At 72.6% G+C, this 16,541-nt stretch carries 16 protein-coding genes; 10 read left to right on the top strand and 6 right to left on the bottom strand.

Annotated elements, in window-relative coordinates; genetic code table 11:
- The gene (locus tag ACFVVO_RS17115; protein ID WP_390055683.1) at positions 1 to 885 is read right to left on the bottom strand and encodes a LysR family transcriptional regulator; all 885 of its coding nucleotides are present in this window, start codon (positions 883 to 885) and stop codon (positions 1 to 3) included.
- Between the two features lie 120 nt (positions 886 to 1,005).
- Here ACFVVO_RS17115 and ACFVVO_RS17110 point away from each other — a divergent pair, with 120 nt between their 5' ends.
- From ACFVVO_RS17110 to ACFVVO_RS17080, 7 genes are all read left to right on the top strand, one after another.
- Positions 1,006 to 1,677: a succinate dehydrogenase gene (locus ACFVVO_RS17110; protein ID WP_390056252.1), complete on the top strand. Its 672-nt coding sequence runs from the start codon at positions 1,006 to 1,008 to the stop codon at positions 1,675 to 1,677.
- Positions 1,678 to 1,679: 2 nt separating this feature from the next.
- A complete protein-coding gene (locus ACFVVO_RS17105; RefSeq protein ID WP_390055681.1) occupies positions 1,680 to 3,629 on the top strand; it encodes a fumarate reductase/succinate dehydrogenase flavoprotein subunit in 1,950 nt (649 codons plus the stop codon).
- On the top strand, positions 3,626 to 4,375 hold the full coding sequence (locus tag ACFVVO_RS17100; protein ID WP_390055680.1) for a succinate dehydrogenase/fumarate reductase iron-sulfur subunit: 750 nt from the start codon (positions 3,626 to 3,628) through the stop codon (positions 4,373 to 4,375). Before ACFVVO_RS17105 ends, ACFVVO_RS17100 begins: the two co-directional genes overlap by 4 nt.
- Positions 4,376 to 4,610: 235 nt before the next feature.
- A complete protein-coding gene (locus ACFVVO_RS17095) occupies positions 4,611 to 5,381 on the top strand; it encodes a GNAT family N-acetyltransferase (RefSeq protein ID WP_390055678.1) in 771 nt (256 codons plus the stop codon).
- The gene (locus tag ACFVVO_RS17090) at positions 5,381 to 6,256 is read left to right on the top strand and encodes a lysophospholipid acyltransferase family protein (RefSeq protein ID WP_390055676.1); all 876 of its coding nucleotides are present in this window, start codon (positions 5,381 to 5,383) and stop codon (positions 6,254 to 6,256) included. Before ACFVVO_RS17095 ends, ACFVVO_RS17090 begins: the two co-directional genes overlap by 1 nt.
- A 97-nt stretch (positions 6,257 to 6,353) precedes the next feature.
- The gene (locus tag ACFVVO_RS17085; RefSeq protein WP_390056250.1) at positions 6,354 to 6,917 is read left to right on the top strand and encodes a hypothetical protein; all 564 of its coding nucleotides are present in this window, start codon (positions 6,354 to 6,356) and stop codon (positions 6,915 to 6,917) included.
- 30 nt (positions 6,918 to 6,947) lie between these two features.
- Entirely contained in the window at positions 6,948 to 7,529 is a 582-nt protein-coding gene (locus tag ACFVVO_RS17080) for a hypothetical protein (protein WP_390055675.1), read from the top strand.
- Positions 7,530 to 7,577: 48 nt separating this feature from the next.
- Here ACFVVO_RS17080 and ACFVVO_RS17075 read toward each other — a convergent pair whose 3' ends face one another.
- Positions 7,578 to 9,923 carry an ATP-binding cassette domain-containing protein gene (locus tag ACFVVO_RS17075; RefSeq protein ID WP_390055673.1) on the bottom strand — a complete coding sequence of 782 codons (2,346 nt, stop codon included), beginning with the start codon at positions 9,921 to 9,923 and terminating at the stop codon, positions 7,578 to 7,580.
- Positions 9,924 to 9,950: 27 nt separating this feature from the next.
- On the bottom strand, positions 9,951 to 10,139 hold the full coding sequence (locus ACFVVO_RS17070) for an antitoxin (protein ID WP_390055671.1): 189 nt from the start codon (positions 10,137 to 10,139) through the stop codon (positions 9,951 to 9,953).
- A gap of 152 nt (positions 10,140 to 10,291) precedes the next feature.
- Here ACFVVO_RS17070 and ACFVVO_RS17065 point away from each other — a divergent pair, with 152 nt between their 5' ends.
- Positions 10,292 to 12,769 (top strand): ATP-dependent Clp protease ATP-binding subunit, encoded by a 2,478-nt coding sequence (locus ACFVVO_RS17065; protein WP_390055670.1) that lies wholly within the window; start codon positions 10,292 to 10,294, stop codon positions 12,767 to 12,769.
- A 4-nt stretch (positions 12,770 to 12,773) separates the two neighbouring features.
- Here the strand turns inward: ACFVVO_RS17065 and ACFVVO_RS17060 are convergent, their stop codons facing one another.
- Together ACFVVO_RS17060 and ACFVVO_RS17055 are read right to left on the bottom strand one after the other, a co-directional pair.
- The gene (locus ACFVVO_RS17060) at positions 12,774 to 13,778 is read right to left on the bottom strand and encodes an MsnO8 family LLM class oxidoreductase (RefSeq protein WP_390055668.1); all 1,005 of its coding nucleotides are present in this window, start codon (positions 13,776 to 13,778) and stop codon (positions 12,774 to 12,776) included.
- Between the two features lie 45 nt (positions 13,779 to 13,823).
- The gene (locus tag ACFVVO_RS17055) at positions 13,824 to 14,219 is read right to left on the bottom strand and encodes a (2Fe-2S) ferredoxin domain-containing protein (RefSeq protein WP_390055666.1); all 396 of its coding nucleotides are present in this window, start codon (positions 14,217 to 14,219) and stop codon (positions 13,824 to 13,826) included.
- A gap of 60 nt (positions 14,220 to 14,279) precedes the next feature.
- On the opposite strand from ACFVVO_RS17055, the gene ACFVVO_RS17050 reads away from it, so the two are divergent.
- Entirely contained in the window at positions 14,280 to 14,771 is a 492-nt protein-coding gene (locus ACFVVO_RS17050; RefSeq protein WP_390055665.1) for a hypothetical protein, read from the top strand.
- 36 nt (positions 14,772 to 14,807) lie between these two features.
- Here the strand turns inward: ACFVVO_RS17050 and ACFVVO_RS17045 are convergent, their stop codons facing one another.
- Positions 14,808 to 15,026, bottom strand: a complete 219-nt coding sequence (locus ACFVVO_RS17045) for a dodecin (RefSeq protein ID WP_390055663.1) — start codon at positions 15,024 to 15,026, stop codon at positions 14,808 to 14,810.
- Positions 15,027 to 15,287: 261 nt separating this feature from the next.
- On the opposite strand from ACFVVO_RS17045, the gene ACFVVO_RS17040 reads away from it, so the two are divergent.
- On the top strand, positions 15,288 to 16,541 hold the full coding sequence (locus ACFVVO_RS17040; RefSeq protein ID WP_390055661.1) for an extracellular solute-binding protein: 1,254 nt from the start codon (positions 15,288 to 15,290) through the stop codon (positions 16,539 to 16,541).

Genomic DNA, 16,541 nt, shown 5'->3' with positions numbered 1-16,541 from the left:
TCACCGCTCCAGCAGCATCCGCTGGAGCTCCCGGGCCGCCCGGGGCGGGGCGACGTCGCTGCGGTGGGCCAGCGCGATGGTCCGGTGCAGTCCCGGCCGCGCCAGCGGGGTGACCCGCAGCCCCCGTCCGGCCCGGGTGGCGACCATCCGGGGCACCACGGCCACCCCCAGCCCGGCCCGCACGAAACCCAGTACCGCGTCCATCTCGCCGCCCTCCACGGCGAAGTCCGGCTCGAACCCGGCCGAGCGGCACGCCGCGACGGTCAGCTCCCGCAGGTCGTACCCGTGCCGGAACATCACCAGCCGCTCGCCCTCCAGACCGGCGACGTCGACGACCCGCCCGCCCCGGCCGGGCGCCCGCGCGTCCGGCGACGACACCACCACCAGGTCCTCCCGCAACAGCTCCACCGTGGTCAGGGCGGGCGACGGCGTGGGCAGCGGCAGCACGACCAGGGCGAGGTCCAGGGCGCCACGAGCGAGCTGCCGCACCAGGTCGTGCGAGCCGCCCTCCTCGATCAGCAGCTGAATCCCGGGGTACCGGTCGTGGAAGGCGCGCAGCACGTCCGGCAGCAGTCCGGTGCACAGGCTCGGCGTCGCGCCCAGCCGCACCCGCCCCCGGCGCAGCTGCACCAGCTCCTGCACCTCGTGCCGGGCCGTGTCCGCGTCGGCGAGGATCCGCCGGGCCAGCGGCAGCAACGCCTCGCCGGCGTCGGTCAGCGTGATGTTGCCCCGGGCGCGCAGGAACAGGTCCGCGCCCAGCTCCCGCTCCAGTGCCTTGATCTGCTGGGACAGCGACGGCTGGGCGACGTGGACCAGATCGGCGGCCCGGGTGAAGTGCCGGGTCTCGGCGACGGCCACGAAGTACTGGAGTTGCTGGAACTGCATGGCTCCAGGATAGCTGTTGCCTATGGAATCAAGCCGGACCATGTCTTGGACCGATCGGTCCCTTCGGCCCTAGCGTTTCGGAACATGGCTCTGGCAACGCGGACGGACCGACGGCCGTCCATGGCGCGCACGATGTGGGACAGCACGGTCGGCAAGAAGACGGTCATGGCCGTCAGCGGGCTGATCATGCTGCTCTACCTGGTCACGCACATGATCGGGAACCTGAAGATCTACTTCGGGGCGGGCGAGTTCAACCACTACGCCCACTGGCTGCGCACCGTCGGCGAACCCTTCATGCACTACGAGTGGACCCTCTGGCTCGTCCGGATCGTCCTGGTCGTCGCCGTGGTCGCCCACGCCACCTCCGCCTACCAGCTCAGCCGCCGGGACATCAGGGCGCGGCCCAGGAAGTACGTGCACAGCAGGCCGCGGGCCAGTTACGCCACCCGCACGATGCGCTGGGGCGGCGTCATCCTCGGCCTGTTCATCGTCTGGCACCTGCTGGACCTGACCACCGGCACCGTGCACTCCGGCGGCTTCCAGCAGGGGCACCCGTACCAGAACGTCGTGGACACCTTCTCCACCTGGTACGGCGACGTCGTCTACATCGTCGCGATGCTCGCGCTCGGCCTGCACATCCGGCACGGCTTCTGGAGCGCGGCCCAGACCCTCGGCGTCGGCAGCCGCTCCCGCGACCGCGCCCTGAAGACCCTCGCGAACGTCCTCGCGCTGCTGCTCACGGCCGGCTTCATCGCCGTACCCGTGGGCGTGATGACCGGAGTGGTGAGCTGATCATGACCTCGTACACCGACTACACGACCGGCGAACCGGCCGCCGACACCAAGGCGCCGGCCGGCCCGATCCACGAGCGCTGGGACAAGCGGCGCTTCGAGGCCAAGCTGGTCAACCCCGCCAACCGGCGCAAGCACACGGTCATCGTCGTGGGCACCGGTCTGGCCGGCGGCTCCGCGGGCGCCACCCTCGCCGAACAGGGCTACCACGTCGTCCAGTTCTGCTACCAGGACTCTCCGCGCCGCGCCCACTCCATCGCCGCGCAGGGCGGCATCAACGCGGCGAAGAACTACCGCAACGACGGCGACTCGGTCCACCGCCTGTTCTACGACACCGTCAAGGGAGGCGACTTCCGGGCCCGCGAGTCCAACGTGCACCGCCTCGCCCAGGTCTCCGTCGAGATCATCGACCAGTGCGTGGCCCAGGGCGTGCCGTTCGCCCGCGAGTACGGCGGCCTGCTGGACACCCGCTCCTTCGGCGGCGTGCAGGTGTCCCGGACGTTCTACGCCCGCGGCCAGACGGGCCAGCAACTGCTGCTGGGCGCCTACCAGGCGCTGTCCCGGCAGATCGCGGCCGGGAACGTGGAGATGCACCCGCGCACCGAGATGCTCGACCTGATCGTCGTCGACGGGCGGGCCCGCGGCATCGTCGCCCGGGACCTGATCACCGGGCGGATCTCCACGTACTTCGCGGACGCCGTCGTTCTGGCGAGCGGCGGCTACGGCAACGTCTTCTACCTGTCGACGAACGCCATGAACTCCAACGCCACCGCGATCTGGCGGGCCCACCGGCGCGGCGCCCACTTCGCCAACCCCTGCTTCACCCAGATCCACCCCACCTGCATCCCGCGCACCGGCGACCACCAGTCCAAGCTGACGCTGATGAGTGAGTCGCTGCGCAACGACGGCCGGATCTGGGTGCCGAAGGCCAAGGGCGACGACCGTCCCGCGAACAGGATCCCCGAGGACGAGCGCGACTACTACCTGGAGCGCATCTACCCGTCCTTCGGCAACCTGGTCCCGCGCGACATCGCCTCCCGCGCCGCGAAGAACGTCTGCGACGAGGGCCGCGGCGTCGGCCCCGGCGGACAGGGCGTGTACCTCGACTTCGCCGACGCCATCAAGCGCATGGGCCGGGGGGCGGTCGAGGCCAAGTACGGCAACCTCTTCGACATGTACCAGCGGATCACCAACGAGGATCCGTACGAGGTGCCGATGCGCATCTACCCGGCCGTGCACTACACGATGGGCGGCCTCTGGGTCGACTACGACCTGCAGACCACCGTCCCCGGCCTGTTCGCCGTCGGCGAGGCCAACTTCTCCGACCACGGCGCCAACCGGCTCGGCGCCTCGGCGCTGATGCAGGGCCTTGCCGACGGCTACTTCGTGCTCCCGGCCACCATCAACGACTACCTGGCGCGCAACCCGCACCAGGACCCGGTGACCGGCGAACACCCGGTGGTTCAGGAGGTGCTGGCCGAGACGGAGGACCGGCTCAATCTGCTCCTCGCCGTCGGCGGCGACCGCACCCCCGACTCCTTCCACCGTGAACTCGGCGAACTGATGTGGGAGTTCTGCGGCATGGCCCGCACCGACTCCGGGCTGCGCAAGGCCCTGGAGCGCATCCCACAGATCCGCGACGAGTTCTGGCGGCGCATCAAGGTGCCCGGTACCGGTGAGGAGTTCAACCAGTCGCTGGAGAAGGCCAACCGGATCGTCGACTACCTGGAGCTCGCCGAACTGATGTGCCTCGACGCGCTGCACCGCGCCGAGTCCTGCGGCGGCCACTTCCGAGAGGAGTCGCAGACCCCCGACGGCGAAGCGGCGCGCAGGGACGACGAGTTCGGCTACGCGGCCGCCTGGGAGTTCACGGGCACCGGCTCCGCTCCCGTCCTGCACAAGGAAGACCTGGTCTTCGAGTACGTCCACCCCACCCAGCGGAGCTACGCATGAAGCTCACCCTGCGCGTCTGGCGGCAGAAGAACGCCGACGCCGACGGAGCGATGTCCACGTACGAGGTGGACGGCATCTCCTCGGACATGTCTTTCCTGGAGATGCTCGACACCCTCAACGAGGAGCTCATCCTCAAGGGCGAGGACCCGGTCGCCTTCGACCACGACTGCCGCGAGGGAATCTGCGGCGCGTGCTCGCTCGTCATCAACGGCGACGCGCACGGCCCGGAGCGCACCACCACCTGCCAGCTGCACATGCGGTCCTTCAAGGACGGCGACGTGATCGACATCGAACCCTGGCGGGCCTCGGCCTTCCCGGTGATCAAGGACCTGGTCGTCGACCGGTCCGCGTTCGACCGGATCATCCAGGCCGGCGGCTACATCACGGCACCGACGGGCTCGGCGCCGGAGGCCCACGCCACGCCGGTGCCCAAGCCGGACGCCGACCTCGCCTTCGAGCACGCGGAGTGCATCGGCTGCGGGGCCTGTGTGGCCGCGTGCCCCAACGGCGCGGCGATGCTGTTCACCTCCGCCAAGGTCAACCACCTGGGCGTCCTGCCGCAGGGCGCGCCCGAGCGGGAGACCCGGGTGCTGGACATGGTGGCGCAGATGGACGCCGAGGGCTTCGGCGGCTGCACGCTGACCGGTGAGTGCGCGACGGCCTGCCCGAAGGGCATTCCGCTGATGTCCATCACCGGCATGAACAAGGAGTGGCTGCGCGCCACCCGCAAGGCGGCCAAGCGGTAGCGCGGACCGCAGGACGTTCGCCGTACAGGGGCGGACGGGCGGGGCCGGGAATGGTGCTCATCCCGGCCCCGTCTGGTTTCCCGGCCGGTCGCTCTCCCGCGCCGTTCAACAACCCCACACCCGCGCTCCCGCCACCGGTCACACACACGCCAACCGGCATCGGAAGAACAGGAGCGGCAGCCCGGAACGCCGGACTGCCCCGCTGCCGACCCCGGCCCGTGACAGGGAGTGAGCCATGACCGGCGTCACCACGCTCGACCGTCCTCCGCAGCCCGCGGCCCCCACCCGCTACACCGTCACCCTCGCCCGCGACGAGGACGACGTCCGCGCCGCCCAGCGGCTGCGGCACGACGTGTTCGCCGGGGAGCTCGGCGCCCTGCTGACCACCCCGCAAGCGGGCCTCGACGTCGACCCGTTCGACGCGTACTGCGACCACCTGCTCGTCAACGACACGGTCACCGGCCAGGTCGTCGGCACCTACCGGCTGCTGCCGCCGGAACGGGCCGCGGTCGCCGGACGGCTCTACTCCGAGGGCGAGTTCGACCTGACCGCGCTCGACGGCCTGCGGCCCGGGCTGGTGGAGGTCGGCCGCTCCTGCGTTCACCCCGACCACCGCGACGGCACGGTCATCGGCCTGATCTGGGCCGGGATAGCCCGCTACATGGTCGACCGGGGCCACGAGTGGCTGGCGGGCTGCTGCTCCGTACCGCTCGCCGACGGCGGCACCCAGGCCGCCGCCACCTGGGAGCGGGTGCGCGCCAAGCACCTGGCGCCCGACGAGTACCGGGTACGCCCGCTGCTGCCGTGGGTGCCGGCCGCCGCGGCGCCGGCCGGACGCGGCGAACCGCCCGCCCTGCTGCGCGGCTACCTCCGGCTCGGCGCCTGGGTGTGCGGGGAGCCCGCGCACGACCCGGACTTCGGGGTCGCCGATCTGTACGTGCTGCTGTCGATGCGCCGGGTCAACCCGCGCTATCTGCGGCACTTCCTCTCCCTCGTGCCGGCCTGATGAGCGCCTGGCTGCCCACCGCGCCCTGCACCCCGGCCGCGTGCCTGGAGCCGGCCGGGTCCACCGTGGCCGTGCCCCGGGCCGTGCTGCGGCTCGCCGTGCTCGCCGCCCTGGTGCTCGCGGGGATCGCGCTGTCCCCGCTCGGCGGCCGGCTCCCGGCCGGCTGGATCAGGCGCTGGTGCCGGGCGGTCGTACGGGCCGCGGGCGTCCGGATCCGGCTCACCGGCTCCGCGCCCGCCGAGGGAGGCGTCCTCCTGGTCGCCAACCACGTCTCCTGGCTGGACATCCCGCTGCTCGCGGCGGTGCGTCCGGCCCGGATGCTCGCCAAGTCCGAGATACGGCGGTGGCCCGTGGCGGGCCGGCTGGCCGCGCTGGGCGGGGCCCTGTTCATCGAGCGGGACCGGCTGCGCGCCCTGCCGGAGACCGTCGCGCGGATCGGCACGGCACTGCGGGCCGGTGCCGCCGTCGCGGTGTTCCCGGAGGGCAGCACCTGGTGCGGCCGCGCCCGGGGGCCCTTCCGCCGGGCCGTCTTCCAGGCCGCGCTCGACGCCCGGGTGCCCGTGCAGCCGGTGCGCCTGAGCTATCGCGGCGCCGGGGGAGGGGCGGCCACGGCGGCCGCGTTCGTCGGGGAGGACACCCTGTTCGCCTCGCTGTGGCGGGTGGCCTCCGCCCATGGCCTGGTGGCCGAGGTGGAGGTGCGCCCGCTCATCCCGGCCGGCCGCCACCACGACCGGCGGACGCTCGCCAGGGCCGCCGAACCCCAGTCGTCCGCCGAACCCCCAGTCGTCCACCGAACTTCAGCCGTCCGCCGAACTTCAGCCCTCCACCGGCCACCGGCCGCGCCCGGCGCTGGTCGCCTGATCGGTGCTATGTAACAAAAGGGGTATATGAGGCTTTATGGGGCACTCGGGAACGAGTACATCACTACTCACCGAGGAGCGTGCGCCCATGTACACGGGAACGCTTCTGGCCATGTCCACGGGGTCGCTGCTGGCGATCATCATCCCGATCGTGGTGGCGCTCGTGGTCATCGGCCTGATCGCCATGGCCGTCTCCCGGATGCGCCGCCGGCACCTCCGCGAGCGCTTCGGCCCAGAGTACGAACGCACCGTCGAGGGATCCGGTGACCGGCGCGCCGCCGAACGCGAGCTCAGGGACCGCGAACGGCGGCACGACGCCCTGGAGATCAGGCCGCTGCCACCCGTCTCCCGTGACCGCTACTCACGGGAATGGGGCGACGTCCAGCGGGAGTTCGTCGACCGGCCGCAGGACGCCGTGCACGACGCGGACCGGCTGGTCAGCTCGCTGATGCGCGAACGCGGCTACCCGACCGAGGACTTCGAGCAGCAGACGAGGGACCTCTCGGTGGAGCACGGCCGCACCCTGGAGCACTACCGCGCCGCCCACGAGGTGGAGTCCCTCAGCGCACAGCGGCAGGCGACGACCGAGCAACTGAGGGGTGCCATGGTGCACTACCGCGCCCTGTTCGACGAGCTGCTCTCCGACGGCGGCGGCCGGGCCCACGCCCGGACCTGACGCCCCGCACGACCCGCATGGAGGAACACCGTGCACAGCAATGAGGAAACGCGCCGCACCACGGGCGGCCTGTCCACCGGGGACCTGGCGCAGCCGGCCGGGACCCCCACCGGAGGCGAGACGAGCGAAGCGGGGGCGACGTCCTCGCGAGCCCCCATCTATCCAGGTGAGGGCACCGAGCGGACCGCGGGCGGCGAGAGCGGGGCCGGCGGCCCCGCCGGTGACGCCGACGTCCAGGCCCCGGACCGGTCCGAGGCCACCGAAGCAGCGGCTGAGCCCCGTGGTGACGCCAATGCGCACGCCGCCGAGCCCACCCACGCGCCCGGTGCCTCCGAGGACGAGACCCCGCAACTGCTGACGGACGGTGAGGAGCAGGGCTTCCGCGACCGCTGGCAGACGATCCAGGGCAGGTTCGTGGACGACCCCCGGGAGGCCGTGCACGACGCCGACGCCCTGGTCGCGGACGTCATGCGGACCCTGGCCACCACCTTCGACCAGCACAAGAAGGGTCTGGAAGGCCAGTGGAGCCAGGGCGAAAAGGTGGACACCGAGGAACTGCGCGGGGCGCTGCGACGCTACCGCTCCTTCTTCAACCGGCTGCTCAGCACCTGAAGTCCGGCGACCGGCTGCTCGGCACCTGAAGTCCGGCGACCCGCTTGCTCAGCGCCCGTCGCCCCCGCGCAGCGCCCGGGCCAGATGGGTGGCCGTCGCGCTGCCCTCGGTCCGGGCCACCTCGGCCGGGGTCCCGGCCGCCACGACGCGCCCGCCCCGGTCGCCGCCGCCCGGCCCCAGGTCGATCACCCAGTCGGCGGCCGCGACGACCGTCATGTCGTGCTCGACCACGACCACCGTGTGACCCGCGTCGACGAGCCGGTGCAGCCGGTCCATCAGCACCTCGACATCGGCCGGGTGCAGCCCGGTCGTCGGCTCGTCCAGCAGGTACAGGGTGTGGGCGCGGCGGCCGCGCTGCAGCTCGCTCGCCAGCTTGATCCGCTGGGCCTCCCCGCCGGACAGCTCCGTGGCGGGCTGGCCCAGGCGCAGATAGCCGAGGCCCACGTCGAGCAGCGTGCCGAGGCTGCGGGCGACGGCCGGGGTGTCCGCGAAGAACTCCGCGGCGCTCTCCACCGTCAGGTCCAGCACCTCGGCGATGTTCCGCCCCCGGTAGGCCACTTGCAGTGTCTCCGGGTTGTAGCGGGCACCCGCGCAGTCCGGGCAGGGGGCGTACGTGCTCGGCAGGAACAGCAGCTCGACACTGACGAACCCCTCGCCCTGGCAGGTCTCGCAGCGCCCTCCGGCCACGTTGAACGAGAACCGGCCCACCCCGTACCCGCGGGCCCGCGCCTCGTCGGTGGCGGCGAACACCTTGCGCACGACGTCGAACAGGCCCGTGTAGGTGGCCAGGTTGGAGCGCGGAGTGCGCCCGATCGGCTTCTGGTCCACCCGGACGAGCCTGCCGACCGCGTCCGCTTCCTCCGTGAACTCGCCGACGAGTGTCGACTTCCCCGAACCGGAGACACCGGTGACGGCGGTGAACGCGCCGAGCGGGAAGGCGGCCGTCACGCCGCGCAGATTGTGCCGGGTCACGGGGCCCAGCGTCTGCCAGCCGCGCGGCTCGCGGACCGCCCGCGCCGGACCGGGCGGCCCGGCGAACAGGTAGCGGGCCGTCGCCGAGTCCGCCACCGGGGCGAGGCCCGCCACCGGGCCGCTGTACAGCACCCGGCCGCCGTGCTCGCCCGCGCCGGGGCCCACGTCCACCACCCAGTCGGCGCCCCGCACCACCTCCAGATGGTGCTCCACCACGAACACCGAGTTCCCGGCCGCCTTGAGCCGCTCCAGCACCGTGATGAGCGCCTCGGTGTCCGCCGGGTGCAGCCCGGCCGAGGGCTCGTCCAGCACGTACACCACCCCGAACAGCCCGGACCTCAGCTGGGTGGCCAGCCGGAGCCGCTGCAGCTCGCCCGCCGAGAGGGTGGGCGTGGCCCGGTCCAGGCTGAGGTAGCCGAGGCCCAGTTCGACGACCGGCGCGATCCGTGAGTTCAGGTCCTCGGTGAGCACGCGGGCGGTCTCGGTGCCGTCGTGCGGCAGTCCGGCCAGGCCGGTCAGCGGCAGTGCCGCCAGTTCGGCGATGGTCCGGCCGGCGAAGGTCACCGCCAGCGCCTCGGGCCGCAGCCTGCTGCCCCCGCACGCCGGACATGGGGCGCTGGTCAGGAATCGCTCCGCCTTGGCCCGCAGGGTCGCGGACCTGGTGTCGGAGAACGTCTTCATGACGTACCGGCGGGCACTGGTGTACGTGCCCTGGTACGGCCGCTGGATCCGGTCGGCGTCCCGCACCGGATGGACGGTGACGACCGGCTGCTCGTCGGTGAAGAGGATCCACTCCCGGTCCCCGGCGGGCAGCTCGCGCCAGGGCCGCTCGACGTCGTACCCGAGGGCGCCGAGGATGTCGCGCAGGTTCTTGCCCTGCCAGGCGCCCGGCCAGGCGGCGATCGCGCCCTCGCGGATGGACAGCGAGGGGTCGGGGACCAGCAGCTCCTCGGTGGTGCGGTGCACCCGGCCGAGGCCGTGGCACTCCGGGCAGGCGCCCGCCGCCGTGTTGGGCGAGAAGGCGTCGGAATCGAGCCGCTCGGCACCGGGCGGGTACGCACCGGCGCGCGAGAACAGCATGCGCAGCGAGTTGGAGAGATTGGTGACCGTGCCCACTGAGGAGCGCGAGGTGGGGGCGGAGCGGCGCTGCTGCAGCGAGACCGCCGGCGGCAGCCCCGTGATCTCGGCGACCCGGGGTGCCCCGACCTGGTGGATCAATCGCCGCGCGTACGGCGCGACCGACTCGAAGTAGCGCCGCTGCGCCTCGGCATAGACGGTGCCGAACGCCAGGGACGACTTGCCCGAGCCGGACACGCCGGTGAACACGGCCAGCACATCCCGGGGGATGTCCACGTCGACACCCTTGAGGTTGTGCTCGCGGGCACCGCGGACGCGGACGCGGGGATCATGGGTGCTGTGCATCGGGGCGATGGTAGTCCGCCCCGTTCGTCAGGTCTGCGGGGGCCGGTCCTGGGGCTTGCCGAACTCGTCCCGCATCTTGTCCTGGGCGGTGTCGACCTGGGACTGGTACTTGTTCCCGGTCCGCTGGTCGATGTAGTCGCCGCCCTTGTCGACGCCCTTGTTGGCCATGTCCTCGTGGCCCTTGAGCATCCCTTTGATCTTGTCCATGAAGGACATGTCAGCGCTCCTTGTCGTCGAGGCTTCCTCCCCAAGCCTTACCGGACCCGCCCGGTAACGCATCTCGGGGCGTCCTCACTCCATACCGTGCATACGTGCAGCATATATGCGATTTTGGGGCAAATGTCTGCCCGTCGCAGAAAGGGCCGCCCATGAGCACCCCCGGTTTCGGTTTCGGACGCAGTCCGTTCGAGGAGTTCGACGAGCTGATGTCCCGCTTCTTCGGCGGGACCGGCGGCCCGGCCGCGTCCGCCCGCCGGTCCCAGCGCGTCGACATCGGCAGCCTGCTGTCCGAGCGGGCGCGGGACCTGGTGGCCGGGGCCAGGGACATCGCCGCCGCCGAGGGCGGCGACGAACTCGACGCCCGCCACCTGCTGGCCGCCGCCACCGAGCACGACTCCACCCGGCGGCTGCTCACCGCCGCCGGCGCCGACCCCGACCGCATCCGCGAACGGCTCGCCGCCCCCGCCGCGAGCGCGAAGAGCGAGCCCGCCACACTCACCCCGGCCGCCAAACGTGCCCTGCTCGACGCCTACCGCATCTCGCGCGCCGAGGGCGCCTCCTACATCGGCCCCGAGCACCTGCTGCGCGCCCTCGCCGCCAACCCGGAGTCGGCGGCCGGACAGGTCCTCGGCGAGGGCGGCTGGGAGCCGGCCCCGGTGCCCGCCGAGAGCGCGGCCGAGCGCAAGGAGCCGAGCAGCACGCCCACCGTCGACGAGTACGGCCGCGACCTCACCGAGGACGCCCGCGGCGGCCGCCTCGACCCGGTGATCGGACGGGACGAGGAGGTCGAGCAGACCATCGAGGTGCTCTCCCGGCGCAGCAAGAACAACCCGGTCCTGATCGGCGACCCCGGCGTCGGCAAGACCGCGGTGGTCGAGGGCATCGCACAGCGCATCGTCTCCGGCGACGTGCCGAAGACCCTCGCCGGCAAGCGGCTGGTCTCGCTGGACCTGGCCGGCATGGTGGCCGGCACCAAGTACCGGGGCGAGTTCGAGGAACGGCTGAAGAAGCTCCTCGACGAGGTCAGCCGGCACAGCCACGAACTGGTCCTGTTCCTGGACGAGTTGCACACCATCGTCGGAGCCGGCGGCGGAGGCGAGGGTGCCTTGGACGCCGGCAACATGCTGAAACCGGCTCTGGCGCGCGGGGAGTTGCACCTGATCGGCGCGACCACCGTGGACGAGTACCGCAGGCACATCGAGAAGGACGCCGCGCTGGAACGCCGTTTCGCCCCCGTCCTGGTCGGCGAGCCCGGCGTCGACGACACCATCGAGATTTTGCGCGGACTGCGCGACCGCTACGAGGCCCACCACCAGGTGCGCATCACCGACGAGGCGGTCGTCGCCGCGGCCGAGCTGTCCGACCGGTACATCACCTCCCGCTTCCTGCCCGACAAGGCCATCGACCTGATGGACCAGGCCGCCGCCCGGGTCCGGCTGCGCGCCAGGACCCCGCTCGCGGACACCAGGGAGACCGAGGACCGGCTCGCGGCCCTCAACCGGGAGAAGGACCAGGCGGTCGCCGACGAGGAGTACGAGCGGGCCAGGGACCTGCGCGACCGGATCAAGGAGACCGAGGCCGAGCTGGCCGGCGCGAACAAGGCGGAGGAGCAGGCCCCGAAGGTCACCGCCGAGGACATCGCCCAGGTCGTCTCGCGCACCACCGGCATCCCGGTCGCCCAGCTCACGGCGGAGGAGCGGGAGCGGCTGAGGAAGCTGGAGGAGCACCTGCACGAGCGGGTCGTCGGCCAGGACGAGGCGATCACCGCCGTCGCCCGCGCGGTACGGCGGGCCCGGGCCGGCATGAGCGACCCGAACCGGCCCGTCGGCAGTTTCCTCTTCCTCGGCCCGACCGGTGTCGGCAAGACCGAGCTGGCCCGCGCCCTCGCCGCCGCCCTGTTCGGCGACGAGAGCCGCGTGATCCGCCTCGACATGAGCGAGTTCCAGGAGCGGCACACCGTCTCCCGGCTGGTCGGCGCCCCACCCGGGTACGTCGGACACGAGGAGGCCGGCCAGCTCACCGAGGCCGTGCGCAGGCAGCCGTACGCCGTGCTGCTGCTGGACGAGGTGGAGAAGGCGCACCCCGACGTCTTCAACACCCTGCTGCAGCTCCTGGACGACGGCCGGCTCACCGACTCCCAGGGCCGCACCGTCGACTTCAAGAACACCGTGGTCATCATGACGTCGAACATCGGCGCCGACCGCATCCTGGCCGCCGGCACCGAGGACTACGCCAAGGTCCGCGAGGCGGTCATGCCGGTGCTCCAGCAGCACTTCCGGCCCGAGTTCCTCAACCGCATCGACGAGATCATCGTCTTCCGCGGCCTGGAGCGCACCGAGCTGCGCCAGGTCGTGGACCTGCTGCTGGAGCACACCCGGCGCCGCCTGCACGCCCAGGACGTCACCATGGAGGTCACCGACACGGCCGCGGAGCTGCTGGCGAACCTCGGGTACCAGCCGGACTTCGGGGCCCGCCCGCTGCGCCGCACCATCCAGCGCGAGGTGGACGACCGCCTCGCCGACCTGCTGCTCTCCGGCGGGCTGACCGCGGGCGACCGGGCGGTGGTGGACGCGTCCGACGGCTCGGTGGTGGTCCGCGCGGAGCGGCCGGCCGGAGTGGCGGACTGAGCCCTCAGCGACCGGGCGCGAACAGGGCGGCGAGGCGCCGGTAGGAGTCCAGCAGCGCGGCACGGTCGTACGTGCTGGTGGTGACGAGGACCTCGGCGGCGCCCGTCTCCTTCAGCACCGTCTCCAGCTCGTCGGCGACCTGGTCGGCGGTGCCGGCCAGCTGGCCGGCGAGCGCGGACTCGTAGAGGTCCCGCTCCTTCGCGGGCATCGCGCGCGCTTCGATCTCCCCGGCCGGGACCAGCGGCGGAAAGGTGCCGTGGGTCCGCGCGTACGCCGTGGCCCAGGCCTCCGGGACCAGCAGCCGCCGCGCGTCCTCGGCGGTCCCGGCGACCGCGACGGTCCCGGAGATCACGACGTAGGGCGCGGACGCCCAGGGCGAGGGGCGGAACAGCGAGCGGTACTCGTCGATGCCGCGCATCATCCGCTCGCGGCGCCGCAGGTCCCCGATGACCATCGGCAGCCCGGCGCGGGCCGCGATCCGCGCACCCTCGCCCATGGCCAGTACGAACGGCGGGACCCTCAGGCCCTCGGCCGGGCGGGCGTGGACCCCGGTGGGGGAGGTGCCGGCGAACCAGCCGAGCAGTTCGCCGAGCTGGGCCGCGAAGTCCCCGGCGGCGTCCTTGTCCCGGCCGAGCGCCCGGCGCACCCCGTCCGTGAAGCCGACGGAACGGCCGAGCCCCATGTCGATCCGGCCCGGGAACAGCGCCTCCAGCACGCCGAACTGCTCGGCGACGACGAGGGGCTGGTGATTGGGCAGCATCACCCCGCCGGTGCCGACCCGGACGGTGCGCGTCGCGGCGGCCACCGCGGCGGCGAGCACGGTCGGCGCGGAGCCCGCGACCCCGGGCACGCCATGGTGCTCCGACACCCAGAAACGGTGGTAGCCGAGCGCCTCCGCCTCCCGCGCCAGCGCGACGGTGTCCCGCAGCGCCTCGGCGGGCGGACGCCCCGCGCGGGTACGGGAGCGGTCGAGGACGGAGAACCTGGTCCGGGCGATCACTGCACTCACGCAGGGTTCAACACCGCCGGGGCGCCAGGATTCCCGGTCCGGCCCTCACCGCCCCGACCGGGTCCGCGCCCCCCGTGGGGCGCGGATCATCTGCAACTCCAGTGCGAGCGGCGGCTCGGCCGCACCGGGGCCGCCCGCCCGCGCCCACTCGGCGATCTCCGCCGTGCAGTCGTCGTCCAGGGCGAAGCCGATCCACACCGGCCTGCCGCCGCCCCGCCGGCCCTCCGCCGACGGCCCCACGACCAGGACGTTCGCCTGGTCGCACGGACCGAGGCAGTCGCTCGTGCGCACCTCGAAGCCGCCCTCGGCGGCGGCCGCCCGCAACCGGTCGAGCTGACCGCCCGGATCGGTGCCGGGCTGCTTGGCCGGATTGCCGCAGCAGCAGCCCCGGCAGACGACGACGGTGCAGGGACGGGCAAAGAGGCGGGGCACGGAAGGCATGGGAGAAGCATGCGGCCCTCGGCCCGGCCCAGTTGACGCCGGGGTGGCTAAGGTGACCGGGTGACAGACAGCAGCGCGCGTCCGGTCGCCGTGTTCGACCTCGACAACACCCTGGCCGACACCGCCCACCGCCAGCACTTCCTGGAGAACCGCCCGCGCGCCTGGGACGCCTTCTTCGCCGCCGCGCCCGCGGACCCGCCGCTCGCCGAGGGCGTGACGCTCGCGCTGGAGACAGCCCGTGAGTGCGAGATCGTGTACCTCACCGGGCGGCCCGAGCGGTGCCGGCGCGACACCCTGGACTGGCTCGCGGCCCACGGGTTGCCCGAGGGCCGCGTGCACATGCGGAGCAACGCCGACCGCAGGCCCGCCCGGTTCACCAAGCTGGAGATCCTGCGCCGGCTCGCCCGGGAGCGGCGGGTGCGGGTCCTCGTCGACGACGACGAGCTGGTGTGCGACGACGCCGAGCGCGCCGGATTCACCGTCGTACGGGCCCGCTGGGCCGACCGGTCCGCCGCGCTGGAGGACGCCCAGGAGCGCGAGGGGCGTACCTGAGGGACCGTGAGGGGGGTGTCCGAGGGCCCCGGGCGGCTACTCGGCGCCGTCCTCGATGCGGAAGCCCACCTTCAGGCCCACCTGGTAGTGCTCGATCTGCCCGTTCTCGATCTGGCCCCGGACCTGGGTCACCTCGAACCAGTCGAGGTTGCGCAGGGTCTGGTCGGCACGCGCGATGGCGTTGCGGATGGCCTGGTCGAGGCCCTCGTGCGAGGTGCCGACGATCTCGGTGACCCGGTAGGTGTGGTTCGACATGCGGGGGGCTCCTCTCCGCCGTGAGGAGCCGCGCGGCGGCGTGCCTCACGTCCGGCGCGACCGGTGTGTCACGCCGTACTCCACCGTGCCGTATCCCCGCCCGGCGCGCGAGGCGTCGCCTCCGTACTCCCGGTAGCCCTTGACCTGTGCATTGGTCCATACCAAAATCCAGCACACCCGTGCGAACGCGTGCGTTCGTCCCCCCATGTCGGGCCCCTTTCCCTGTCCGCACCGCCCAGGCCAGACAGAACAGGACCCCTCGTGAGACGTCGTCTGCTCGCCCTCCTCTGCGTCACCGGCTCCCTCGTCAGCGCCTGCGGCGTCCTGCCCGGGCACGACCGGCAGACCGTCACCGTGTGGCTGATGAAGGACAGCGCCTCCCAGGACTTCCTGCGGCGCTTCACCGAGGACTTCGAACGCACCCACGACGACCTGCGGCTCGACATCCGCATCCAGGAGTGGACCGGCATCGTGGAGAAGGTCCGCGAGGCGCTCAAGGACGACGCGGAGGACGGCCCCGACGTCATCGAGGTGGGCAACACCCAGGTTCCGCTCTACGTCGAGGACGGCCGGCTGACCGACCTGACCCTGGAGTCGATGCGCGACTGGGGCAAGGAGCGCTGGCTGCCAGGCCTCGCCGAACCCGGCAAGGACGGCAACAACCAGTACGGCGTGCCCTGGTACGCGGCCAACAGGGTGGTCGTCTACCGCAAGGACCTCTTCGAGCGGGCCGGCGTCACCACCCCGCCGAAGACCCGCGACGAGTGGCTCGCCGACACCCGGAAGCTCAACTCGGCCGGAAATCAGGGCATCTATCTGGCCGGGCAGGACTGGTACACCCTCTCCGGATTCATCTGGGACGAGGGCGGTGAACTCGCCGAGAAGAAGGACTACGACTGGCGGGGCACCCTGAACACCCCCGCCGCGCTGCGCGGCATGGACTTCTACCGCCGGCTCCAGGCGCTCGGCGAGGGGCCGGTGGACTCCGACGAGGAACACCCGCCCCAGGCCGGGGTGTTCGCGGGCGGCAAGGTCGCCCAGATCATCGGGGTGCCGGGGCTCGCCCAGTCGATCGTGCGGGAGAACCCCGGCCTGAAGGGCAAGCTCGGCTTCTTCCCGGTGCCCGGCAGGACCGCCGCCCGGCCCGGTGTCGTCTTCACCGGCGGCTCCGACCTCGTCGTACCGCGCAACACCGGCGACCAGTTCGCCGCCACCGCCGTCGTCGGGGCGCTCACCGGCGCCAAGTGGGACACCGAACTCGCCCGCACCATGAACTACGTGCCCAACAAGACCACCCTGGCGGACGCGGTGGCCGGCGAGGAGGGGGTCGCCGCCATGGCGGCGGGCGCCGCGCACGGCCGGGCGACCCCCAACACCCCTCAGTGGGCCGCGGTCGAGGCCGACAACCCGATCAAGGGGTACATGACCCGGGTGCTCGGCGGGGCCGACCCGGCGAGCGAGGCCCGCCGGGCCGACCGAAGGATCACCGAGGCCCTGGCCACCAACCTGGGCTGA

The sequence above is a fragment of the Streptomyces sp. NPDC058145 genome (genome assembly GCF_042884245.1).
GTDB lineage: Bacteria > Actinomycetota > Actinomycetes > Streptomycetales > Streptomycetaceae > Streptomyces.
This window is presented reverse-complemented; position numbering and strand designations above follow the sequence as displayed.